The following is a 24,123-nucleotide window of genomic DNA, read 5'->3' on the forward strand; positions in this document are numbered from 1 at the left end:
ACAATTCGTATCGTCCGCCCACATCCCGACCGCCCCTGACCCCAAAGGCCTCTCCCCCGCGCCCATGTCCGACATCGACTTGTCCTCCCCCGGCGGCCCGCGCCTGCAACCGCACCGTCGGTCCGCGTCGCGCCTTGCCATCCTGGCGGCGGGATGGGGGCCGAAAATGCAGGGGTTCCGCTGGCAACCCGAGCCGCGTTTCCCGGGCTCCGCCGTGCGGGGGCGGCAACTTCTGGCGGGCAATTTCCGGCTTGGCGGCGCGTTGGTGGAGGCGCACGGCAAAAGCCCGTGGGATATCACGCCGCCCACGGACGCGTTCGCGCAGGCGCTTCACGGGTTTGACTGGATCGACGATCTGGCCGCCATCCCCGGCGGACTGGGGCGCGCCACGGCGCAGGCGTGGCTGGCCGATTGGATCACACGCTACGGGCGTGGCAAGGGCGTCGGGTGGAGCCCCGATTTGACAGGGCGGCGGCAAATCCGCTGGATCAGCCAGGTCCTGTTCCTGATGAACGGCCAGGACCCCGCCCAGACCCGCGCGTTCGAGGCCTGCCTGTCACGGCAGGCCAATTACATCGCGAAAAGGTGGGACCGAAGCTCCGTCGGATTGCCCCGGTTCGAGGCGCTGACGGGCCTTGTCTACTCCGCATGTTCCCTGATCGGGATGGAGACGCATCTGGGCCCGGCGCTTGGCAATCTTGCCCGCGAATGCGCCACGCAGATCGACAGCCATGGCGGCATCCCCACCCGCAACCCCGAAGAATTGCTGGAGGTTTTTGTCCTGCTCACCTGGGTGGCGCAGATCCTGCAAGAGACGGGCAAGCGCCCCGACCCGGCCATCGATACCGCGATCCTGCGCATCGCGCCCACGCTCCGCGCCCTGCGCCACGCCGATGGATCGCTGGTGCGCGCCCATGGTGGCGGCCGGGGTGCGCCCGGGCGGCTGATCGGCGCGCTGGTGCAATCGGGCGTGCGCCCGTCGCGGATCAAGGGCTTGGCGATGGGCTTTGCGCGGTTGGCCGCGGGGCGGGTGACGGTGATCGCCGATGCCGCCCCGCCGCAGATGGGATCGGCCAGCGCGCACGCCGGAACGCTGGGGTTCGAGATGACGTCGGCCAACCATCCGCTGATCGTGCATGCAGGCTCCGGCACAGCCTTCGGCCCCGATTGGCGGCGGGCGGGCCGCGCCACGGTCAGCCATTCCACGGTGTCGCTTGCGGGCTATTCCTCCTCCCGTTTCGCGGAGAAGGCGATCCAGGCCGCGCCCGACCTGCAAGGCTTTGCAGAAGGCCCCACCGACGTCTCGATCCAGAATTCCGAGATTGCGGGCGGCGAGGGCATCATCATCAGCCACGATGGCTGGCGGCGCACCCATGGCCTTGTCCATTTGCGCGCCCTGACCCTTGAGGATAACGGCAATTTGCTGCGCGGGGATGACGGGTTGGCCGCACTCGACGGCAATGACCGCACGCGGTTCGAGACGGTCAATCGCGCCCTGCCCTACGATGTCGGCCTGCAATTCGCCGTGCGCTTCCACCTGCATCCCGATGTCATCGCAGAGGTCGATATGGGTGGGGCCGCGATCTCCCTCACCCTGCCGAATGAGGAGACCTGGGTGTTTCGCCACGGCAGCGAGGCGGAGGTGGAAATTCGCGCATCGGTCTATTTCGACGCGGGCCGCCTGAAACCGCGCGCGACAAAACAGATCGTTTTATCCAGCCGCGTGAGGGGGTATGGCGCGGCGGTAAGCTGGTCCATCGCACGTCCATCGGCGCTCTTGTCCGGCTCTGACCTGCCCCTGTGATTCTCATCGGGGCGCTGCCTGATAGGATGCTCCGCCAAGATGACCCCCGAAACGCCCACGCCACTGACCCGCGCGCTTCTGTCCGTCTCCGACAAGACCGGCCTTCTGGATTTCGCCAAGGCGCTGGCCGCAAAGGGGGTGGAGCTTCTGTCGACCGGCGGCACGGCCAAGGCGCTGCGCGATGCCGGGCTGGAGGTCGGGGATGTGTCCGAGGTCACGGGATTTCCGGAAATGATGGATGGCCGCGTCAAGACCCTGCATCCGATGATCCATGGCGGGCTTCTGGCGCTTCGCGACAATCCCGACCACGTGGCCGCGATGGAGGCGCACGGGATCGGCGCCATCGACCTGCTGGTCGTGAACCTTTACCCGTTCGAGGAAACGGTGGCGGCGGGCGCGGATTACGACACGTGCATCGAGAACATCGACATCGGCGGCCCGGCCATGATCCGCGCGGCGGCCAAGAACCACGGGGCTGTCACGGTCCTGACCGATGCATCGCAATATGACGGACTTCTGGACCAGCTAGACGCAAAAGACGGCACAACCTTCTCGTTCCGGCAACGCATGGCGCAGGCCGCCTATGCCCGAACGGCGGCCTATGATGCGGCGGTGTCGTCTTGGATGGCCGGCGCGGCCGGGATCGAGACGCCGCCTTACCGCGCCTTTGCCGGAACTCTCGCGCAGGAAATGCGCTATGGCGAAAACCCGCATCAGAAGGCGGCGTTTTATCTTGATGGATCGAACCGCCCCGGCGTGGCCACGGCGACGCAGCATCAGGGCAAGGCGCTCAGCTACAATAATATCAATGACACCGATGCGGCGTTCGAACTGGTGGCGGAGTTTCCGCCGTCGGACGGGCCTGCCGTGGCAATCATCAAACACGCCAATCCCTGCGGCGTGGCGCGGGGCGAAACGATGGTGGAGGCTTACAAAGCCGCCTTCGATTGTGACCGCACCTCTGCCTTCGGGGGGATCGTGGCCCTGAACCGGACGCTTGACGCCGAAACCGCCGAGCAGATCGTCCAGATTTTCACCGAGGTCGTGATCGCCCCCGATGCCGACGAGGACGCCAAGGCGATATTCGCGGCCAAGAAGAACTTGCGCCTGCTGACCACAGGTGGCCTGCCGAACCCGAAAACCCCCGTGACGTCCTTCAAACAGGTGGCCGGTGGGCTTCTTGTACAGGACAAGGATACGGGCCGCGTGGAACCCGACGCCCTGCGCGTCGTCACCAAACGCTCCCCCACGGCGCAGGAAATGTTGGATCTCCGCTTCGCCTGGACCGTTGCCAAGCACGTGAAATCCAACGCCATCATCTACGCCAAGAATGCCGCGACCGTGGGCATCGGTGCCGGTCAGATGAGCCGGGTCGACAGTTCCACCATCGCGGCGCTGAAGGCCGGGCGCATGGGCCAGGAACTTGGGCTGGGGGAGACGCCGGCCAAAGGCTCCGTCGTGGCGTCCGATGCGTTCTTCCCGTTCGCAGATGGCCTTCTGGCGGCGGCAGAGGCCGGGGCAACCGCAGTGATCCAGCCCGGCGGGTCGATGCGGGACGAGGATGTGATCGCCGCCGCGGACGAGGCTGGCCTCGCCATGGTCTTCACCGGCATGCGCCACTTCCGGCATTGAGGGGATCTGACATGCACCGTTCCGTTTCCATTGCATTCGCAGCCCTGATCGCCGCGTCGCCCGTGTTCGCAGATGGCGCCGAAGCCGTTGCCGGCCTTGAAGAGGTTGCGCGCGCAACCTGTGGCCACTCCGCCACGACAATGGATCCGCAGGGCCTGGCCGCAGCACTTGACGGCGTTGTGGGCGACGCGATGGGGTTCCGGAACGCGGAGTCGATCATTGGTATGATCTATGACGGCGACCCGCGCGCGGGCGCCCGCATGTGGGCCTCGACGACGACGGCGCGCGGCGGCTGTCCAACATTGATCCGCATCCTCAGCCAGCCTGCCGAAGCCACCATTGCCGAGGTGCAATAGGCGCGTTCCGGCCCTACCTTAGGCAACAAAGATCTGCGAAAGGCTCCCCATGCGGCTTTTCTACCTCAGCGCGATAATCTGGTTCGCCCTTGATCAGGGGTCGAAATACGGCGTGCTGTACGGCCTCAACCTGCTGGAGCGCCTGCATATCGAGGTGATCCCGGGAATGCTGAACTTCCACCTCGGCTGGAACACGGGCATCAATTTCGGCCTTTTCGGCGGCGGGCCGGAGGTGATGCGCTGGATATTGGTGGGGCTCGCGGCGATCATCGTGGGCTGGCTCTGGTATTGGGCGCGCACGGGGCTGACCCGGCCCATCGCGCTTGTATGCGCAGGCGCGGTGATCGGCGGTGCGCTTGGCAATTCGCTCGACCGGATCATCCACGGCGCAGTGATCGACTTCCTGAACGTGTCGTGTTGCGGAATAAACAACCCCTTCGCCTTCAACGTCGCGGATATCGGCATTTTCGCGGGCGCCATCGGATTGGTGATCTTTGCCGATTCCCACAAAGAACCGGCCTGATACCCCGTGACGGGCGGATTAGGATGCGGTAGACCCAACTCGCAAGGAAAGGTCTTGGCCCATGCGCGTGACAATTTTGGTTCTGGTGGCGGCAGTTTTCGGCCTCTCGGCATGTTCGAACGGCGTGCCGACCCTGATGAATCTGCGGAACACGGAATCCGGCCCCGACGAATTCGCGATTGTCCCCACGCGGGAGCTTGAGCTTCCCGCCACGCGGGAGCTTCCGGCACCGACACCGGGCGGCTTCAACCGCGCCGATCCCACGCCCGAAGCGGACGCGATCGCGGCCCTCGGCGGGGACGTGAACCGGGCCTCGGGGGCCACGTCGGGCCTGATCAACTACACATCCCGTCTTGGGGTTGCCGCCGATATCCGCTCCACCCTGGCGTCCGAGGATCTCGAGTTCCGGCGCAATAACGATGGCCGCCTTCTGGAACGGGTATTCGGCAACAACGTCTATTTTCGTGCCTATCGCGCCCAGTCGCTGGACCGGTACGCGGAATTGCAGCGTCTGCGCGCCGCCGGTATCCGCACCCCCTCCGCACCGCCGCCCGGCCTCTAGGTGCGCGCCCGCCATTGCGGGTTTCCCGACCTTCACCCCCGTAACGTCTGCGTCATGGCTGTTGATGCCTGTCGCGATGGGCATACATTCTGCGCAACCGAAATTTCCCCCGGAGAGATTCCATGATCCGACGCTTCGGCCTGGCGCTCAGCCTTGCCACCGCCCCCCTCGCCGCCCAGGCCGCCGGGGAGGTGACGGAATTCACGCTCGATAACGGGATGCAGGTCGTCGTGATCGAGGATCATCGCAGCCCCGCCGTCACCCACATGGTTTGGTATCGCGCAGGCTCCGCCGATGAGATGCCGGGCCAGTCAGGGGTCGCCCACTTCCTCGAACACCTGATGTTCAAGGCCACCGAAGAGATGGAGAGCGGGGAATTCAGCGAGGTGGTGGAGGCCAATGGCGGCTCCGACAATGCGTTCACCTCGTGGGACTATACCGCCTATCACCAGCGCATCGCCGCCGACCGTCTTGGCCTGATGATGCAGATGGAAGCCGACCGGATGCGCAACCTCGTCATCACCGAGGCAGAGGTTGAGACGGAGCGCCAGGTGATCCTTGAGGAACGCGCGCAGCGCACCGACAGCTCCGCCGGGGCGCTTTTCAACGAACAGATGGCGGCGACGATTTACCTCAACCATCCCTATGGCCGCCCCATCATCGGCTGGCGGCACGAGATGGAGGAGTTGGACCTGCAGGACGCGCTGGATTGGTACAACACCCATTACTATCCCAACAACGCCGTGCTGATCGTGGCCGGGGACGCCACCCCCGAGGAGGTGCGCGCGCTGGCGGAGGAACATTACGGACCGATCCCTGCCAATCCCGATCTGCCCTCGACCGAGGCCCGCATCCGCCCGTCCGAGCCGCCCCATATCGCGGACCGACGGGTGATCTACGAGGACCCGCGCGTGGCCAACCCGTACGTGTCGATCAATTTCCTCGCGCCCGAACGCAACAGCGGCGATCAGGAGGATGCGGCGGCGCTCACGCTCCTGCGCGAGGTGCTTGGCGGGTCCGGTTTCACGTCCGTCCTGCCACGCGAATTGCAGTTGGAAGACGAACGCTCCCTCTTCGCCGGGGCCTATTACAACGGCATGGACCTGGACCCGCGCACCTTCACACTCGTCAACATGCCGCTTCCCGGCACCTCGCTGGAACAGGCGGAGGCTGATCTGCTGGCCGAAATCGACGAATTCCTGGAGGAAGGCATCGACCCCGAACAATTCGCCCGCATCCAGTTCCAGATCGAAGCGGCCCGCATCTACGAACAAGATGACGCCGCAGGGGTCGCCCGGACCTACGGCGCGGCCCTGACCTCGGGCCTGACGGTGGAAGACGTACAGGCCTGGCCCGACATCCTGGCCAACACGACGATCGAGGATGTGATGGAGGCCGCGCGCACAGTGTTTTCGCAAGAAGCGACAGTGACCGGCTACCTGATGCGCCCCACCCCGCCCGCTGAAGACTCAGACGACACCGCCGCGGCGGATGAGGAGATGTCCCAATGATCGTTGCCCGCATCCTTGCCCCGCTTGCCACAATCGCGGCCCTCACCTTCCCGGCGCAGGCTCAGGTGGAAATCCAGGAAGTCACGTCACCGGGCGGCATCGACGCCTGGCTCGTGCAGGACAATTCCATCCCCTTCCTCGCCATCGAAATGTGGTTCGGCGGCGGTGCCTCGCTGGACAGCGCAGAAACCGCGGGGGCGACCAACCTGATGATGGGTCTGCTGGAGGAAGGCTCCGGCGATCTGGACGAGACGGAGTTCGCGACGGCCCTTGAGGGCCTGGCCGCATCGTTCGATTTCGACACCTATCGCGACGAGGTTGTGGTGTCGGCGACGATCCTGACCCAGAACCGGGACGAGGTGCTGGCGCTTCTCCGGCAGGCGCTGGTCGAGCCGACCTTCTCCGAATCCGCCTTCGCCCGGGTGCAGCAGCAGGTCGTGTCGTCGCTGGAATATGACGGCAACGATCCCGACCGGCTGGCCGGATGGGCGTTCAACGAAATGGCCTATGGCGATCACCCCTATGCGGTCCCGTCCGATGGCACGCTGGACAGCGTGGCCGCCTTGACCCGCGATGACATGGTGGCCGCGCACCGTGCCGCCCTGGTGCGGGATCGCGTATCGGTCGGCGTCGCCGGTGACATCACGCCCGAGGAACTTGGGCCGTTGCTCGACGCGCTTCTGGGCGATTTGCCGCTGTCCGAAAGCCCCCTGCCCGGTCCGGCGGAGGTCGCGCTGGAGGCCGGAGTGACCGTCATCGACTTCGCCACGCCGCAATCCTCGGTCTATTTCGGCCATACCGGCATTGCGCGCGATGATCCGGATTTCTTTCCGGCCTTCGTACTCAACCAGGTTTTGGGGGCCGGTGGCTATCGCTCCCGCCTGATGCGCGAAGTGCGGGAGGAGCGCGGGCTGACCTACGGCGTCAGCACATGGCTCAGCCTCAATCGCGGCGCGCCGATGATCCAGGGCGGCTTCTCCTCCTCCAACGCTTTGGTGGCCGAGGCGGTCGACGTGATCCGCTCCGAATGGGCCCTGATGGCGGAGGAAGGGATTTCGGAGGAGGAGCTTGCCGCCGCGCAGCGCTACCTCACCGGGGCCTATCCCCTACGGTTCGACGGCAACGGGCAGATCGCGGGCATCCTCGCGGCGATGCAATCCGACGACATGCCGGTGGATTACATCAACACCCGCAATGACAACGTCATGGCCGTCACGGTGGACGACATCGCCCGCGTGGCAGAACGGTTGATCGACCCCGACAGCCTTCGGTTCGTCGTTGTGGGTCAGCCCGAAGGCTTCGACGCGGCCAATTGATCCCGGACACGGCGCGCCCTTGCGGTGCGCCGTTTTCCTGTGGAGAGCGGCGCGGAATCGGTTCCCCTCCACCCGGTGGTCATGCTAAACCTTGGGTCATGCCCGCGACCAACCCCAATATAGGCGCAGATGTGCGCCCGGTGATCCGTCAATTGGACGAGGTCGCGATCAATCGCATCGCGGCGGGGGAGGTCGTGGAACGCCCGGCCTCCGCCGTGAAGGAGCTGGTGGAAAACGCCGTCGACGCGGACGCGCGCCGTGTGGTGATAGAGGTCGCCCATGGCGGCAAGACCCTGATCCGCGTCACCGATGACGGTGTCGGGATGGAGGCGGCGGACCTGCCCCTGGCCCTCAGCCGCCACGCGACATCCAAGATCGACGGCACCGACCTGCTCAACATCCGGTCTTTCGGCTTCCGGGGCGAGGCGCTGCCCTCGCTTGGCGCGGTCGGGCGGCTGACCATCACCTCGCGGGCGGGCGGCGACGCGCACCGGATCCGCGTGACCGGCGGCCAGGATAGCGCCGTGAAACCCGCCGCGCTGAACCGCGGCACGATGGTGGAACTGCGCGATCTGTTCTTCGCTACGCCGGCGCGCCTGAAATTCCTGCGCAGCGACCGGGCGGAGATGCAGGCGATCACGGATGTGGTCAAGCGGCTCGCCATGGCCGAACCGGCGGTGGGCTTCACCCTGAAGGATGTCACCGACGGGGAACGCGTGGTGTTCCGCGCCGATCCGGAAACGGGTGACCTCTTCGACGCTTTGCGCGGGCGCCTGACGACGATCCTTGGCCGCGACTTTACCGAGAATGCGCTGGCCATTGACGCCGAACGCGAGGGGCTGCGCCTGACCGGCTATGCCGCCTTGCCCACCTATTCCCGTGGCTCCGCCGTCGCACAATTCCTGTTCGTGAACGGGCGGCCGGTGCGCGACAAACTTCTGATCGGGGCGTTGCGCGGCGCCTATATGGACGTGCTTAGCCGGGACCGGCACCCGGCGGCGGCCCTGTTCATTGATTGTCCGCCGGAACGGGTGGACGTGAACGTGCATCCCGCGAAGTCGGAGGTGCGGTTTCGTGAACCGGGCCTGGCGCGCGGCCTAATCGTCAGCGCCCTGCGCCACGCTTTGGCGGAGGCCGGGCACCGTGCCTCCTCGACCGTCGCTGACGCGACGTTGCAGGCTTTCTCAACCGCTCCTCGGGGCGCTCTGGGCGAGCCCCCCTCCTCGCAGCCGACCTTCTCCGGCGCACCGCGGGTGTATCAGATGGATCGCCCGGCGCAGGGTCGGATGGGTGGCTTCGCGGAGGCCACACCGGATTGGGGCAATGCCCCGTCCGCACGGGTCGATGAGCAGTTTATCGAAAGCGACGGCCCCCTCGGTGCCGCCCGCGCGCAGGTCCATGAGAATTACATCATCGCGCAGACCCCGAAGGGAATTGTTCTGGTCGACCAACACGCGGCCCACGAACGGCTGGTCTATGAGCGGCTCAAGGCTCAGATGGCGGAACACGGCGTCGCGCGGCAGGCGCTCCTGATCCCCGAGATCGTGACCCTTGGCGCGGATGCCGATCGCCTGCTCGACCACGCGGCGGAACTGGAACGCTTCGGCCTGCTGATCGAAGCCTTCGGCCCCGGCACCATAGCCGTGCGTGAAACCCCAGCCATCCTGGGGGAGATCAACGCGGAGGCGCTTCTGCGCGACGTGCTGGATGAACTGGACGATCTGGGCGACAGCCAGACCTTGCAGGCGCGGGTTGAAGCGGTGCTCAGCCGCGTGGCCTGCCATGGCTCCATCCGGTCGGGCCGCCAGATGCGCGCCGATGAGATGAACGCGCTCCTGCGCGAGATGGAGGCGACACCGCTCAGCGGCCAGTGCAACCATGGGCGACCGACCTATGTGGAACTGAAACTCAGCGACATCGAACGCCTGTTCGGGCGGACCTGAGCCATGGAAAACGCACCCCTTTTCGATTTCCTCGAAAACGTCGCCGCACGCCTGCGCGACAGCAGCCCCTTCGGGCCGGAGGTCGATCCGCTGCCCGCCTATTTCCTGCTGGTCCTGTTCGCGGCGCTGGCCCTTTTCGCGGCGTGGATCGTCCGGGGCGCGCGCCTGCGCCGGGCGGAACGGGACCTTGCAGGCGTCGAGGATTTGCGCCGCCACATCGCCGCGATGGAAGCGCGCACGGAACGCCTGACGGAACTGGAACAGGCCGTCAGTGACGTGCGGGAGGAACGCGACAGCCTGCTTGGTGCCTTGAACGCGGCGGAGGCCAAGCTGGAGACGGTGAATGCCACCCACGAGGCGCGGCTGGAGGAATTGCGCGGCCTCAACGACGCGCTGCAAAGCCGCTTCAAGAACCTCGCCGGCGAAGTTTTGGAAGGGAATTCAAAGGCCTTCCTCGACCGCGTGACGGAACGCTTCGCCACCCATTCGGAGACGGCAAAGGCCGAACTTGAAGCGCGGCAGAAGGCCATCGACGGCATGGTCAAACCGCTCAACGAGAAACTCGGCGCCTTCGACACGGTTCTGCGCGAGATGGAGAAGACCCGCACCGACGCCTATTCCGCCATCCGCACCCAGGTGGATGAATTGAAGCTGGGGCAAAAGGATCTTACCGGCGAAACGCGCAAGCTGGTCCAGGCCCTCCGCGCGCCCAAAACGCGGGGCCGTTGGGGGGAAATGCAGCTGCGCCAGGTCTGCGAAATGGCCGGCATGTCGGAACATGTCGATTTCGACACGGAAGTCAGCCACCAGACCGATGGCGGCCTGCAACGCCCCGATGCCATCGTGCGGATGCCGGGCGGACGGTCGCTGGTGATCGACGCAAAGACCTCGCTCGACGGCTACCTCGATGCGCTGGAGGCTGAAACGCCGGAGGCCCGCGACATCGCCATCACTCGCCACGCACGGCAGGTCGCCGACCACGTGCGCGCGCTGTCGTCCAAGCGTTACCATGACCTGTTGCAGAACACGCCCGATTTCGTCGTCATGTTCATCCCCGGCGACGTGTTCCTCTCCGCCGCTGTCGAGGCCGATCCCGGCCTGATCGAACGCGCGATGGAGGCCCGCGTGGTCATCGCGACGCCCTCCACCTTGATCGCGTTGCTGCGCACCATTGCCTTCGGGTGGCAGCAGGAGGCGATTGCGGAAAACGCCATTACCATCCACCGCGAAGCGAAGGAGCTTTACGGGCGCTTGGCGACCTTCGCGGGCAATCTGCAAAAGGTCGGCACGGCGCTGAACCGCTCCGTCGACAGTTACAACAAGGCGATGGGGTCACTGGAGGCGCGCGTGTTGCCGTCGGCCCGGAAGCTGGAGGCGATGCAGGTGGTGCAGGAGGCGTCCGACGAACTGAAAGACGCGCCAAGGGTGGAGGCGGTGCCACGCACGCTCACCGCGCCGGAACTCACCGTGGTGAACGGCGACGAGGATTAACGCGCGAAGGTCGCCGCAAGGATCGCTTGCAGGGCCGCCGCGTCGTCTTCCGTAAACGCATCGGGCTGGTCGCTGTCGATGTCGAGCACGGCGATGACCTCCCCCGCCGCATTCCGCACCGGCAGCACGATTTCCGACCGCGTGGACGACGCGCAGGCGATGTGGCCCGGAAACGCACCCACGTCCGGCACCAATTGCACCTCCCCCGTCCGTGCGGCAGCCCCGCAGACGCCGCGCTCGAACGGGATCACCAGACAGCCATGGCCGCCCTGATAGGGGCCGATCTTGAGCAGACCGGGTTCCGTCACACGGTAGAAGCCCGTCCAGTCGAAGCGGTCGTCGGCATGGTGCAGTTCGCACGCGATCGTGGCCATCAGGGCGACCGTGTCGGTTTCGCCTTCGGTCAGCGATGCGATGGTCTTGGAGAGCGCGTCATAGTCAGCCATGGCGGGGTCAGTCACGCTCGATCGCGATAGCCGTGCCCTCGCCGCCCCCGATGCAGATTGCCGCCACGCCGCGCTTGAGATTGCGCGCCTCCAGCGCGTGTAGCAGCGTCACGATGATCCGCGCACCGGACGCGCCGATAGGATGGCCAAGCGCGCAGGCCCCGCCGTTCACGTTCATCTTCTCGCGCGGGATGTTCATCTCGTGCATGAAGGCCATGGGAACGACAGCAAAGGCCTCGTTCACCTCCCACAGATCGACGTCATCCACGCTCCAGCCAAGGCGGTCGAGCAATTTGCGCGCCGCGGGCACGGGGGCGGTGGGGAACAACGCAGGCGCGTGGGCGTGGGAGGCATGGCCGAGGATGCGCGCGCGCACATTCAGGCCCTGGGCTTCGGCCATATCGGCGCGCGCCAGAACGAGGGCTGCGGCCCCGTCCGAAATCGACGAAGAATTGGCCGCCGTGACCGTCCCGCCCTCCCGGAATGCGGGCTTGAGCTGCGGGATCTTGTCGGGCCGCGCTTTGCCGGGCTGCTCGTCTGTCGTGACCTGCACCTCCCCCTTGCGGGTCTTCACGGTGATCGGAGCGACCTCATCGGCAAACGCGCCGGACTGGATCGCGGAGAGCGCGTTTTCCAGTGACCCCAGTGCGTATGCGTCCTGCGCCTCGCGGGTGAACTGAAACGCCTCTGCGCAATCCTCCGCAAAAGTGCCCATCAGGCGGCCCTTGTCGTAGGCGTCTTCCAACCCGTCCAGGAACATGTGATCGAGCGTTTTCTGGTGCCCGATCCGCGCGCCGCCCCGCATAGACGGCATCAGGTAGGGCGCGTTGGTCATCGATTCCATGCCGCCCGCGACGATCACATCCGCCTGCCCCAACGCCAAAGCATCATGGGCCATCATCGCGGCTTTCATGCCCGAGCCGCACATCTTGTTGAGCGTGGTGGCCGGTACGCTCTCGTCCAGACCCGCATGGAACCCGGCCTGTCGCGCGGGCGCCTGCCCCTGACCGGCGGGCAGAACGCAGCCCATCAGCACCTCGTCGGCTGTTGCCGCGCCTGCGCCATCAAGTGCCGCGCGGATCGCGGCCCCGCCCAATTCAGCCGCCGTCACGGGTGACAGCGCCCCCTGAAATCCGCCCATCGGCGTGCGCGCCGCGCCGGTAATGACAACTTGATCCATCTGCCGATCCCTCCCGATCCGGTTGCAAACGAAATTGTAAGGAATGGTCCCTACCGTCCAATGAAACTGGTCTGCAAAGGAACACAGGATGGACTTGTCGTACACACCGCATGGCACCTTTGGCGTGGTCTATGTGGCCGATACCCGCCTGGACGCAAGTATTGCGATCCAATTCAAGGAAGCGTTTCGCACGGCAACGGCGGATGGGGGGGATGTGATCCTGGATCTCAGCGCCGTGGAATTCCTCGATTCCAGCGGCCTTGGCGCGATCGTTGCGGTCTACAAGGGCCTGGGTGAAGGGCGGCACATGGCGCTCGCAGGCCTGCAACCCCCGGTGGAGAAGGTGATGACGCTCACGCGGATGAATTCGGTCTTCGCGATCTTCCCCACCCTTGCCCATGCCGTTGCCGCGGCCAGTCAGACGGCGGCCGAGTAAACGGACGTGTCGGGGGCAGGCACCGATCCATCGCATGACGTGCACGCGCGGGTTCTGGAGCGGGCCTTCGGGTCGAGCCCGGACAATGTCCGCATTGCCCTGAACGACATGAAACAGGCCATGGCGCGGCACGGCACGCCCGCGCCCCTTGCCGATGCCGCGCAGATCATCCTTGGCGAAGTGCTCAACAACGTGGTCGAACATGCCTACGGGTTCGAGGATGGGCATCCCGTCCGCCTCGCCATCGACCACCGTCCGGACGGCCTGTGGTGTGTCATCACCGATCAGGGGCGTGTCATGCCGAACGGCGCGCCACCGGCGGGCATCATGCCGCAAGTTGCAGGCACCCCGCGCGATGATCTTCCCGAAGGCGGCTTCGGATGGGCCATGGTCCGCGAAATGACCGACGGCATCCGTTACACGCGCGCAGACGGGGAAAACCGGCTGGAATTTCTGATTCCCGCCTGACCGGGGCACTTGCCCACGACATGACGCATTAAGCCGTGTCGCCAACGCGTGCGACCCGTCCAAGCGCGGCCGGTCTTTCGCACCGCTGCCTTCCCCAACCGTCTGGTCCGGTGTGAAAACCTCTTTCCTGCCAACGACCTAGCCCAGTCTGCCGTATCGCGACCACCCAGCCGTTCCTAGTCCACCACAGTCCCGGTCCCGGCCGTCCGCCCCCTGTGACCCAAGCGAATTGACACAGGATTGCCGCAATTCCTCCCCATCGCCGCCGCCTTGAAACGCGACAAGAGCCCTGTAGCTGCAGAGGCTTCCCTCGGCGTCGCGTGTCAAAGCCCCCACCCAGTGCGCGATGTCGAGGTCCTCTGCGGCGACACTCCCCCTCCCGAAATATCACTGCGCCCCTTGTCCGCACGCGGCGTCCCTCTAGGCTCTGCCTCCTGACGGGATGGAGGGGCAGGATGCGCGATTTTCAGAAACCGGGACGGTCCGCCGTTTACGCCGATCAGGGCATGTGCGCGACCTCGCACCCCCTCGCGGCAGAGGCCGCCATCACCCTCCTCCGGCAGGGTGGCTCCGCCGTCGATGCCGCCATCGGCGCGGCGATCCTTCTGGGGATGTGTGAGCCGCAGAGCACCGGGATCGGCGGCGACATGTTCGCCCTTGTCGCTCAACCCGACGGGGAAATCCTTGGCCTCAACGCGTCCGGTCGCGCGCCCGCGGGGTTGGATGCCGATGCGATCCGCGCCGGGCACGAGACGATGCCACTCTACGATGTCTCTGCCGTGACGATCCCCGGCGCCATTGACGGGTTCTGCAAACTCCACGCCGATCACGGGCGTCTTCCGCTCGACCAGGTGCTGGCCCCCGCGATCCACTATGCCGAAGCCGGTGTGCCGGTCGCCCCCCGCGTTGCCCACGATTACGCCTCGTCTTCGCATGTCCTGTCAGGCAGGGCGCGCGATTACTTCCTGCATGACGACGCCCCGCTTTCCGTCGGCGCGCGCTTCACCGCCCCGGGTCAGGCGGAGGTTTTGCGCCACGTCGCCGCCCAAGGCCGGGCGGGGTTCTATGAAGGTGACGTAGCCCAGGACATGGTCGACAGCCTGCAAGCCCTTGGCGGCACCCACACACTGGAGGATTTCGCAAAAACCGCCTGCACCTACGTCACTCCCCTGCGCGGCACCTACCGCGATGCGGAATTGATCGAGCTTCCGCCCAACGGCCAGGGTGCGACGGCGATGCTGATCCTCAACATGCTGGAGACGATGACGCCCGAGGCCGACCCCGTCGGCGTGCAGCGTCTGCATCTGGAGGCGGAAGCGACCAAGCTCGGCTACGACGCCCGCGACCGGTTCCTGGCCGATCCCGATCACGCCACCCGGCTGGACCACATGGTGTCAAAGGACACCGCCAAGGCGCTGGCGGGCCTGATCGACGCCGACACGGCTCTGCCCGATCCCCGCGCGGCGACCGACAATATCCACAAGGACACGGTCTATATCACCGTCGTGGACAAGGATCGGCAGGCGGTCAGCCTGATCTACTCGATCTTCCATTCCTTCGGTTCGGGCTTCGCCTCCGACAGGTTCGGCATCCTGTTCCAGAACCGCGGCGCTGGCTTCACGCTGGAGAAGGGGCACCCGAACGAGGCTGGCCCCGGCAAACGTCCGTTGCACACGATTATCCCCGGCATGCTCAAACTTGGCGATGGGTCACTGATGCCCTTTGGCGTCATGGGTGGCTCTTTCCAATCCACCGGCCACGCACGGTTCGTGTCCAACGTGGTCGATTACGGAATGGACCCGCAGGCCGCCATCGACGCACCGCGCGCCTTTGCGGAAGCCGGGAAATTGAAGGTCGAACGCGGATATGGCGCGGAGGTGCGCGCGGCGCTGGAGGCCAAGGGCCACACGCTCATGGAAGATTTCCCGCCCATCGGCGGCGCGCAGGCGATCCGCATACGGCCCGATGGCGTGCTCGAAGGCGGCTCCGACCCGCGCAAGGACGGCATCGCACTCGGCTACTGATTGCGGGCCTAGTTGTTGCGGGGCCCGAATATGTCGTTCAGCACGTTGTTGATCGCGTTGCCGATATTGCCCTGACCCTGCGCATTGCCAATCGGAACGACCGTGCCGCGCGGGGTCACGGGGCCCGTCACCGTGCCGTCCGGCCCGATCACGAGGCCATTGCCGTTGAGCGGTTGTTCCGGCTGTCTCGCCTCCGCAATCGGGTCGATCATCGGCAGGGGGCGGGCCGGAAGCCCGGCATGGACCCCCTCCATCGCCTGTCGCCAGATTTCTGCCGGAAGGCCGCCCCCGGTCACGCCGGACAGGGGCCGGTTGTCGTCGTAACCCATCCAGACGCCCGCGACGTAATCCGCGGTGAACCCCACGAACCACGCATCGCGTGCAGAATTTGTCGTGCCGGTCTTGCCCGCCACGGGCCGATCCGCCAGTGCCGCGCGTGTGCCCGACCCGTTGGTGACAACCTGCGTCATCATGTAGATCAACTGCTGCGCGGAAAATTCCGAGATCACGCGTTCCCGAATACCCGTGCTCTGTTCGAACATCGGCGCATCTTCCCCCAGTAGCCGCAATTCCGTCAGGCCGTAGGGCCGCACGGCGGAGCCACCGTTGAGGATGCCGGAATAGGCGCCCGTCATCTCGATCAGGGTGGATTCCGACGCGCCAAGGGCCAAAGCCGGGCCAAGGGCGAGGTCGGATTCGATGCCGAATTCGCTGGCCACGGTCCGCACCAGATCGCGCCCGACCTCTTCGGACAAACGCACGGCGGCGGTGTTGAGCGAGCGGCGCAGCGCATCGGTCAGCGTCACCTGCCCATAGAATTCGCCGGTATAGTTTTCCGGGCTGTAGGGGCCGGAGCCGGGGACGTTGATCGTCAGCGGCGCGTCGAGGATCAGGTCATCGAACCGCCACCCCAGGTCAAGCGCGGTTGCGTAGACGAAGGGTTTGAAAGCGGAACCCGTCTGTCTGAGCGCCTGCGTGGCACGGTTGAACAGACCCCCGCCCGCAAGGTCGCGGCCACCCACCATCGCGCGCACGGCCCCGTCGGCGCTCATCACGACGATGGCGGCCTGCGCTTCCGATCCGGCACGGACCTGGTTGGCGAAGACATTGGCGATCGCCGCCTCCGCCGCTGCCTGGATGTCCGGGTCGAAGGTGGTGCGGATAATCACGTCCTCCGTCGTCTCACCGGTCAGGAAATCGGGGCCGACCTGCATGATCCAATCGGCGAAGTAGCCGCCGGTATCCTGGTTGGCCGCATCCGACAGGGTGGCCGGATTGGCGCGGGCGCGGTCGGCGGCGTCGGCGCTCAGGTATCCCTGCTCTTCCATCAGGTTGAGGACAACGTTGGCCCGTTCCTGCGCCCGTTCCAGATCGCGCGTGGGCGCGTAATAGGAGGGTGCAACCAGAAGGCCCGCCAGCATCGCGGATTGCTGGGGGTTCACCTCTGCCGCAGACGTGCTGAAATAGCGTTGCGCCGCCGCCTCGAACCCGCGAGAGCCTGCGCCCAGATAGGCGCGGTTCAGATAGACGCTCAGGATTTCCGCCTTGGAATAGCGCAGCTCCATCGCGAAGCTGAACGGCACTTCCTGGATTTTCCGCCAGATCGTCGTGCGGCGGCAATCGGCCTCGTATTCCGCCTCACTCTCCCATTCCTCGGGGTCGAAGCCGACGCCAAGGCATAGGATCTTCGCGACCTGTTGGGTAATGGTGGACCCGCCATGGCCCGAGAGCGGCCCGCGCCCCTCGCGCAGGTTGATGCGGATGGCACTCGCGATGCCGCGCGGGGACACGCCCAGATGCCGCCAGAACCGGCGGTCCTCGGTGGCGACAACGGCGTTGACCAGATGCGGAGAGGTGGCAGCGGCGTCGATCGCCCCGCCGAACTGCTCCCCACGCCAGGCGAAGACCTCCCCGTGGCGGTCCAGCATCGTCACGGACCCACGCTGGCGAGCGTCCAGAAGATCGTCCAGATCGGGCAGCTGCGCGTAGTAATAGCCGGTCGCCAGCGCCAGGATCAGCGTCACAACCACGGCCCCGCGCCAGATGACGCCCCAGATCAGCCGAAAGACGAAGCGGATCACACGCGCGAAAAAGCCGAGGATGCCGCCGCGCTGCGGTGGCTTGCGCCGGGGCGACTTGCGGCGCGGGCGCCGGTTCCCGCCGTTGCCGCCGCCGCTTCCGCTGCCACCGCCGCTTTTGCGTGCGGGCTTGCGGGTGGAGCTTGCATTGGCCCGGCGATCCGCCACCAGCCTGCGTCTGCCATTTCCAGAAGGGCTCATCTCATCTTGCCTCGTATCGGGGGCCGTTGCGGCAAATGCCGGAGCCATCCTCGTTGGGCGTCAAGATAAGCGCATTCGAGTCGCTTGTGGAGGGGGCATGGCGCGCCGCCCCGTGATGCTTTCGCACAAAATTGAGGCAAAGACGCGAAAATGCGCAAAAAATTTGCAAATGCTTCGCTGCACGGCAGCAAATCTGCACCCGCTCCGTTGCCTCACCCCCAAGCCCGGCCTGTCTTTACCCCCACAACGCGCCTGCACGTGCCGCCAATTCGGGGGCGGTGCGTGCCGGTCACAGGGGACAGTCAACAACCGTAAGGGGTGTAGAGACGTGAAACTCATCATTGCAGCAATCAAACCGTTCAAGCTGGAGGAGGTGCGCGAGGCGCTCACCACCATCGGCGTGCGCGGCATGATGGTGACGGAGATCAAGGGCTTCGGCTCCCAATCCGGTCACACGGAGATCTATCGCGGTGCGGAATACGCCGTGAATTTCGTGCCGAAGGTGAAGCTGGAAATCGTCGTGGCCGCGTCCATGGCCGACCAGGTGGTCGAAACGATCCAGTCCACGGCCAAGACCGACAAGATCGGCGACGGCAAGATTTTCGTTCTCGACGTGCAAAGCGCGGTTCGCGTGCGCACCGGCGAAACCAACGACGACGCGCTGTGATCGTGCCCGCGTCCCTGCAACTCAAAGGTATGAGAGACAGATGAAAACCAAGTATCTCCTTCCCGTCGCTGCCGTGGCCCTTGCCGCGCTGCCGTCGATGGGCCTCGCGCAGGAGGGTGGCGAAGCTGCGCCGCACACCTCCTACATCTTCACCACGCTGCTGTTTCTGATCGGCGGCTTCCTCGTGTTCTGGATGGCGGCGGGCTTTGCGATGCTCGAAGCGGGCCTCGTGCGGTCCAAGAACGTCACCATGCAGCTGACCAAGAATATCGCGCTCTTCTCCATCGCCGCGATCATGTATTGGCTGGTCGGCTACAACATCATGTACCCGTTGGGGGAAATGAGCTTTGCCGCCGGTGAGGTCGACACCAGCCTCATCAACTGGACGATCTATTCGCTGTCCGAAGGCGATGACGGCACAGTCAACGTGATCGGCTATCTCGGCGCGTTCGGCCAAGCCGTGTTGCAGCCCGTGGGCACCACCGATGTCGATCTGTCCTACGCCTCCGACGGGTCGGACTTCTTCTTCCAGCTGATGTTCTGCGCCACCACGGCGTCCATCGTGTCCGGCACCCTGGCCGAGCGCATCAAGCTCTGGCCCTTCCTGATCTTCGTGATCGTGCTGACCGGCTTCATCTACCCGATCGAGGCGTCCTGGCAGTGGGGCGGCGGCTGGTTGTCGGCGGCAGGCTTCTCCGACTTCGCAGGCTCCACCCTGGTTCACGCCGCCGGTGGCTTCGCCGCGCTGGCCGGTGCCATCGTGCTGGGTCCGCGTCTGGGCAAGTACAAGGACGGTCGCGTCAATCCGATGCCCGGCTCCAACCTGCCGCTGGCTACGCTCGGTACGTTCATCCTGTGGCTGGGTTGGTTCGGCTTCAACGGCGGCTCGCAGCTGGCGATGGGGACGATCAACGACGTCACCGATGTCAGCCGGATCTTCGCGAACACCAACATGGCTGCCGCTGCCGGTGCCGTGGCCGCGCTGATCCTGACGCAGGTGATGTACGGCAAGTCGGACCTGACCATGATCCTCAACGGCGCATTGGCGGGCCTCGTGTCCATCACGGCCGAGCCGCTGGCACCCACGCTGTTCGGGTCGCTCTGGATCGGGGCCGTGGGTGGTATCATCGTCGTCGTGACGGTTCCGCTGCTCGACAAGCTCAAGATCGACGATGTGGTCGGTGCCATCCCGGTCCACCTGATCGCCGGTGTCTGGGGCACGATCGCGGTCGTCTTCTACAATGGCGACGCCTCGCTTGGCGCACAGCTTCTGGGGATCGCGGCCATCGGTGCCTTCGTCTTCGTCTCCTCGCTGATCGTGTGGTTCATCCTGAAATTGACCATCGGCATCCGCGTGGGCGAGGAGGAAGAGATCACCGGCCTCGACGTTTCCGAACTGGGTATGGAAGCCTATCCGGAATTCTCCAAGGGCTGATCCCTCCACCGACCCTGAAAACGGAAAGAGCGCCCATGATCGGGCGCTCTTTTTTTTGGTGCCACACGCGTCCGCGAACGGCGCGGCGGTGTCAGCTCGCCGCGTCTATGAAACACGCGGTCCGGGATGCCATTTCCTGCGGGCTCGTCTCCCTCGGGAAGAACTCCACGAAGCCGATCCCGGGCATCATCAGGTAGGTGAACGCCGTGTGGTCGACAAGGTAGTAAGGGTCCGTCCCGTCCGCATGGCTCTGGTAATACACGCGGTAGGCATCGGCGGCGGCATCGGTCTGCGCCTGCGTGCCGGTCAGGCCGAGCATCCGTTCATGCACGTTGTCGGTGAATGCGGCCAGAACCTCCGGCGTGTCGCGCGCCGGATCGACGGTGATGAAGATCGGCTGCACATCGCGCCCCACCTCGTCCAGCAGGTCCACCGCCTCCGCGTTGCGCACGGTATCAAGCGGGCAGACGTCGGGGCAAAACGTGTATCCGAAGTAGACGAGCGTCGGCTCGGTGATGACCTCGGCATCCGTCACCTCCTCCCCGGTTTCCGTCACGAGGGTGAAGGGCCCGCCGATACTGCCCGCGCCGCCGGCCACGACGCCTTCGCGGCATTGTCCGAACGGATCGTCATTCGACCCGCCCCACAGGATCGCGACGCCCGTGCCGACCACCAGGACGGAGATCAGCCCGACGGAGGCCAGCGCATAGGTTCGTGTGGTCATTGGACGGGTCCCCTTCGAGACAGGAATGGCGTGCTAAGTCCGTTGAATAGACATTCCACCCGCCCTATCAATTCACGACCTCGTTCCTGTGACAGGATGCCCCGCACCCATGGCCGCCCCCGATTTCGCCGCCGATCCCGCGCTCGCCCTCGTCCGACAGGACAGCCGCGTGGACTGGGTCCGCCTGCGCACGCTTCTGGTGCTGCGCTGGCTCGCGATCGGCGGACAGACGCTCGCGGTGGTGGTGGCCGCTTTCTACATGGGGCTTCAGGTGCAGATCGGCCTGTGCTTCCTCGCCATCGGGGCGTCCGTCGTCTCCAACCTCGTGGCGATGTCGATCTTTCCCGAAAACCAGCGCCTCAGCGACCGGGACGCGATGCTGACGCTCCTGTTCGACCTGTCGCAACTGGCCTTCCTGCTGTTCCTGACCGGGGGGCTGAACAACCCGTTCTCCTTGCTGATCCTCGCGCCCGTGACGATTTCCGCAACCGCGCTGACCCTGCGCTCCACCATGATCCTGGGGCTTCTGGCGGTGTTCCTGATATCGTGCCTGGCCCTGTGGCACTTGCCGCTGACCACCCTGTCGGGGGAGGTCCTGCAACTGCCCGGTCTGTTCATCTTCGGCTTCTGGTTCGCCATCGTCATCGGCATCTTCTTCCTGTCGGCCTACGCCCGCCGCATCGCATCGGAAACCCACCGGATGTCCCAGGCCCTGCTGGCGACGCAGATGGCGCTGGCGCGGGAACAGAAACTGACCGATCTGGGTGGTGTGGTCGCCGCCGCCGCGCACGAATTGGGCACGCCCTTGGCGACGATCAAGCTCGTCTCGACCGAGCTGCTGGAGGAGTTGGGCGATCACCCCGAACTGGCCGAGGATGCGGCCCTTATCCGCGATCAGGCGGATCGCTGCCGCGACATCCTGCAATCCATGGGCCGCGCCGGAAAGGACGACCTGCACCTGCGCCGCGCGCCGTTTTCCACCGTGGTCGAAGAAGCGGCGGAGCCCCATGCCGACCGCGGCATCGCGCTGGTCTATGATTTCCGCGCCGCGCCAGGGGGAGGTGACGCGCCGCAGCCGCAGATCTGGCGCAAACCCGAAGTGATCCATGGCCTGCGCAACCTCGTGCAGAACGCCGTGGACTTCGCCGACCAACAGGTGCGGATCGAAGGGGTCTGGGACGACACCATGGTCCGCCTGCGCATCATCGACGACGGGACAGGCTTTCCGCCCGATCTGCTGGGGCGTCTGGGCGATCCGTTCCTGCGACGCCGCAACCGCACGACCCACGATGTGCGCCCGGGATACGAGGGGATGGGCCTTGGCCTGTTCATCGCCAAGACGCTTCTCGAACGCTCCGGTGCGCGGGTGGCCTTCATGAACGCCGCCGATCCATTTCTCACCGTGGAGGATCGCAAGGGGCTGAGCGGGGCGCTTGTCGAAGTGGTCTGGCCGAGCGAGGCTTTGGTGGACGCCACCGGCCCGACCTCGCAGCCATTGGGCGAGAATCAACTGATAATCGACTGATTTTCCACGTATTGTTTCCATATTGGAAACACGGTGCCGCAAGTCTTCACGCTTCGTTAACCGCCCGTTAACCGTTTTTTCCCATGATCCTGCGGGGGATTTCGAAGGGACGGGGCCGTATCTTGGCAAATGCAACCACAGTGATGTACCTCGCGATCAGCCTCGTCACTGCCATCGGTGCGGTGTTGCTCAGTTCCCGTGTGTTGTTCATGCGCTCCGGTCGCGGGCGGCTCGCGGCGGCGGCGGGGCCGGTGGGCGGCTCCGACATCCTGCGCTGTTACCGGTTCCGCGAAGATTACCTGATTTCCGACCTCGACGCCGATGATGCCTTTCTGGATGCCAGTGTCGACCGTACCGTCGCCTTCGCGCGGCTTTCCGCGGCGCTCGGCCCGCTTTCGCCCGATTTCGGTCCCCACCTCGCGGCCTTGCGCGACCGGGGGGAGGCGTTCTTGCTTGACGGGCGTATCGGAACCGATCCCGTCACGATCTCCGGCCGGGTGGAGGAGGACAGCACCCTTGTCCTGTCCGTGGGCCCGTCGGCGGAGCGGAACGGACGGCAAACCGTGGAAAGCGCCGCACTCGACGCGCTCCAGGGCGAATTGTCGGACCTGCGCGCCGCGCTCGATGCCGGGTCGGTCCCGATGTGGCGGGTGGATGAGGGTGGGCAGGTCGTCTGGGCCAACACGCCCTATTTCGACCTGGTCGAACGCCTGCGCGGCGGTGACGCGCCCGGCTGGCCGCTTCCCCGCATCTTCGCCGATCAGCTTGAACCGGCCCCCAATGACGGCACCAGCCGCCGCTGCCACCTCAACCTGCCCGACCGGGATGAGGCCAGCTGGTTCGAGGTTGCCTGCGACCGGATGCCGGGCGGCTCCGTCCTTTACACGGCGCAACCCGCCGACCGCGTGATCCGGGCAGAGACGACGCTGCGGGAATTCCTCCAGACCACGACCAAGACCTTTGCGGCTTTGCCCATCGGCCTTGCCGTGTTCGACCGCAAACGCCAGTTGGTGACGTTCAATCCGGCCCTCAACGCGCTGACCCAGGCGGGGGTCGAGTTCCTGTCCTCCCGCCCCGATTTGCGCGCGTTCCTGGATCAACTCCGCGAGAAGGGCCGTATTCCGGAGCCGCGCGATTACCGGTCCTGGCGGGATGAGATTGCGCGGCTGGAGGAAGGCGCGGAAAACGGCACCTACCAGGAAATGTGGGAATTGCCCGAAGGCGCGACATTCCGCGTGATCGGGCGGCCCCATCCCGACGGCGCGATCGCCTTCATGATCGAGGATATCAGCGCCGAGGTCTCCCTCACCCGGCAATTCCGGGCCGATCTGGATATGTACCAAGCGGTGCTCGATGCCTCGCCCAGCGCGATTGCCGTATTCGACCATGACGGCGGGATGATCCATTCCAACCAAGGCTATGACGACCTCTGGGGGCGCGACACCGCGCGCGTCGGCGGCCTGCCCCACCTGAGCGAGGCGGTGAGCCTCTGGTCGACCCGGTGCAAGCCCTCCCCCGTCTGGGCGGAGCTTCGGCAATTCGTCTGTCACGAGGTTCCGCGCGATCCGAATGTCGCACAGGTCGAAACCGTCGATGGCATACGGCTGGCCGTCCGGATGGCACCTGCCCGTGGCCGCGCCACGGTGGTGCACTTCATTCCCCTTGATGCGCACCTGCACAATCCGCTGGCCGAATTGTCCCTTAAGCCGCCGGTCGTGATCGACGCGGGCGCGGCGCAACCACTTGGGGCGGCGCGCACCGCCTGAGCGTGCCTTGCGACCGGCGCGGGGATCGCTAGACT

Annotated in this window: 20 protein-coding genes; 16 read left to right on the forward strand and 4 right to left on the reverse strand. The window is 65.6% G+C overall.

From position 1 onward, the window contains the following. Window positions 1-64 precede the first annotated feature (64 nt). The 9 genes from KUW62_RS15310 to rmuC all read left to right on the forward strand — a co-directional run bounded on the left by KUW62_RS15310 (window position 65) and on the right by rmuC (window position 11,138). A complete protein-coding gene (locus KUW62_RS15310; RefSeq protein WP_224816326.1) occupies window positions 65-1,804 on the forward strand; it encodes a heparinase II/III family protein in 1,740 nt (579 codons plus the stop codon). A gap of 39 nt (window positions 1,805-1,843) precedes the next feature. Next, on the forward strand, window positions 1,844-3,436 hold the full coding sequence (gene purH / locus KUW62_RS15315) for a bifunctional phosphoribosylaminoimidazolecarboxamide formyltransferase/IMP cyclohydrolase (RefSeq protein WP_224816327.1): 1,593 nt from the start codon (window positions 1,844-1,846) through the stop codon (window positions 3,434-3,436). Window positions 3,437-3,447: 11 nt separating this feature from the next. Further along, window positions 3,448-3,792, forward strand: a complete 345-nt coding sequence (locus KUW62_RS15320; protein ID WP_224816328.1) for a hypothetical protein — start codon at window positions 3,448-3,450, stop codon at window positions 3,790-3,792. Window positions 3,793-3,841: 49 nt separating this feature from the next. Beyond that, window positions 3,842-4,315, forward strand: a complete 474-nt coding sequence (gene lspA / locus KUW62_RS15325; protein ID WP_224816329.1) for a signal peptidase II — start codon at window positions 3,842-3,844, stop codon at window positions 4,313-4,315. Window positions 4,316-4,376: 61 nt separating this feature from the next. Then, window positions 4,377-4,877: a DUF3035 domain-containing protein gene (locus tag KUW62_RS15330; RefSeq protein WP_224816330.1), complete on the forward strand. Its 501-nt coding sequence runs from the start codon at window positions 4,377-4,379 to the stop codon at window positions 4,875-4,877. Between the two features lie 122 nt (window positions 4,878-4,999). Beyond that, window positions 5,000-6,388: a pitrilysin family protein gene (locus KUW62_RS15335; protein WP_224816331.1), complete on the forward strand. Its 1,389-nt coding sequence runs from the start codon at window positions 5,000-5,002 to the stop codon at window positions 6,386-6,388. Beyond that, window positions 6,385-7,704: a pitrilysin family protein gene (locus tag KUW62_RS15340; protein WP_224816332.1), complete on the forward strand. Its 1,320-nt coding sequence runs from the start codon at window positions 6,385-6,387 to the stop codon at window positions 7,702-7,704. The genes KUW62_RS15335 and KUW62_RS15340 overlap by 4 nt, the downstream gene beginning before the upstream one ends. 98 nt (window positions 7,705-7,802) lie before the next feature. After that, window positions 7,803-9,647, forward strand: a complete 1,845-nt coding sequence (gene mutL, locus KUW62_RS15345) for a DNA mismatch repair endonuclease MutL (protein WP_224816333.1) — start codon at window positions 7,803-7,805, stop codon at window positions 9,645-9,647. 3 nt (window positions 9,648-9,650) lie between these two features. Next, window positions 9,651-11,138 carry a DNA recombination protein RmuC gene (gene rmuC, locus KUW62_RS15350; protein WP_224816334.1) on the forward strand — a complete coding sequence of 496 codons (1,488 nt, stop codon included), beginning with the start codon at window positions 9,651-9,653 and terminating at the stop codon, window positions 11,136-11,138. On the opposite strand, the gene KUW62_RS15355 is transcribed toward rmuC, so the two are convergent. Together KUW62_RS15355 and KUW62_RS15360 are read right to left on the reverse strand one after the other, a co-directional pair. Then, on the reverse strand, window positions 11,135-11,584 hold the full coding sequence (locus KUW62_RS15355; protein WP_224816335.1) for a GAF domain-containing protein: 450 nt from the start codon (window positions 11,582-11,584) through the stop codon (window positions 11,135-11,137). The genes rmuC and KUW62_RS15355 overlap by 4 nt on opposite strands. 7 nt (window positions 11,585-11,591) lie before the next feature. Continuing rightward, on the reverse strand, window positions 11,592-12,764 hold the full coding sequence (locus KUW62_RS15360) for an acetyl-CoA C-acyltransferase (protein ID WP_224816336.1): 1,173 nt from the start codon (window positions 12,762-12,764) through the stop codon (window positions 11,592-11,594). 88 nt (window positions 12,765-12,852) lie between these two features. On the opposite strand from KUW62_RS15360, the gene KUW62_RS15365 reads away from it, so the two are divergent. The 3 genes from KUW62_RS15365 to KUW62_RS15375 all read left to right on the forward strand — a co-directional run bounded on the left by KUW62_RS15365 (window position 12,853) and on the right by KUW62_RS15375 (window position 15,692). After that, window positions 12,853-13,200 (forward strand): STAS domain-containing protein, encoded by a 348-nt coding sequence (locus KUW62_RS15365; protein WP_224816337.1) that lies wholly within the window; start codon window positions 12,853-12,855, stop codon window positions 13,198-13,200. Window positions 13,201-13,206: 6 nt separating this feature from the next. Beyond that, window positions 13,207-13,668, forward strand: coding sequence for an ATP-binding protein (locus KUW62_RS15370; RefSeq protein ID WP_224816338.1), 462 nt, complete (start codon window positions 13,207-13,209; stop codon window positions 13,666-13,668). Between the two features lie 455 nt (window positions 13,669-14,123). After that, entirely contained in the window at window positions 14,124-15,692 is a 1,569-nt protein-coding gene (locus tag KUW62_RS15375; protein WP_224816339.1) for a gamma-glutamyltransferase family protein, read from the forward strand. Between the two features lie 8 nt (window positions 15,693-15,700). On the opposite strand, the gene KUW62_RS15380 is transcribed toward KUW62_RS15375, so the two are convergent. Then, window positions 15,701-17,971, reverse strand: coding sequence for a transglycosylase domain-containing protein (locus KUW62_RS15380; RefSeq protein ID WP_224816340.1), 2,271 nt, complete (start codon window positions 17,969-17,971; stop codon window positions 15,701-15,703). A 328-nt stretch (window positions 17,972-18,299) separates the two neighbouring features. Here KUW62_RS15380 and KUW62_RS15385 point away from each other — a divergent pair, with 328 nt between their 5' ends. Next, window positions 18,300-18,638, forward strand: coding sequence for a P-II family nitrogen regulator (locus KUW62_RS15385; protein WP_224816341.1), 339 nt, complete (start codon window positions 18,300-18,302; stop codon window positions 18,636-18,638). Between the two features lie 40 nt (window positions 18,639-18,678). Further along, window positions 18,679-20,073, forward strand: a complete 1,395-nt coding sequence (locus KUW62_RS15390; RefSeq protein WP_224816342.1) for an ammonium transporter — start codon at window positions 18,679-18,681, stop codon at window positions 20,071-20,073. Between the two features lie 91 nt (window positions 20,074-20,164). On the opposite strand, the gene KUW62_RS15395 is transcribed toward KUW62_RS15390, so the two are convergent. Further along, on the reverse strand, window positions 20,165-20,797 hold the full coding sequence (locus KUW62_RS15395; RefSeq protein ID WP_224816343.1) for an SCO family protein: 633 nt from the start codon (window positions 20,795-20,797) through the stop codon (window positions 20,165-20,167). A gap of 109 nt (window positions 20,798-20,906) precedes the next feature. Here KUW62_RS15395 and regB point away from each other — a divergent pair, with 109 nt between their 5' ends. Both regB and KUW62_RS15405 read left to right on the forward strand, forming a co-directional pair. Beyond that, window positions 20,907-22,322 carry a sensor histidine kinase RegB gene (gene regB / locus KUW62_RS15400; protein WP_224816344.1) on the forward strand — a complete coding sequence of 472 codons (1,416 nt, stop codon included), beginning with the start codon at window positions 20,907-20,909 and terminating at the stop codon, window positions 22,320-22,322. Between the two features lie 122 nt (window positions 22,323-22,444). Further along, window positions 22,445-24,088: a PAS-domain containing protein gene (locus KUW62_RS15405; protein ID WP_224816345.1), complete on the forward strand. Its 1,644-nt coding sequence runs from the start codon at window positions 22,445-22,447 to the stop codon at window positions 24,086-24,088. The last annotated feature ends 35 nt before the right edge of the window (window positions 24,089-24,123 follow it).

Origin of the sequence: Hasllibacter sp. MH4015, assembly GCF_020177575.1 — a bacterium.
Lineage (GTDB): Bacteria > Pseudomonadota > Alphaproteobacteria > Rhodobacterales > Rhodobacteraceae > Gymnodinialimonas.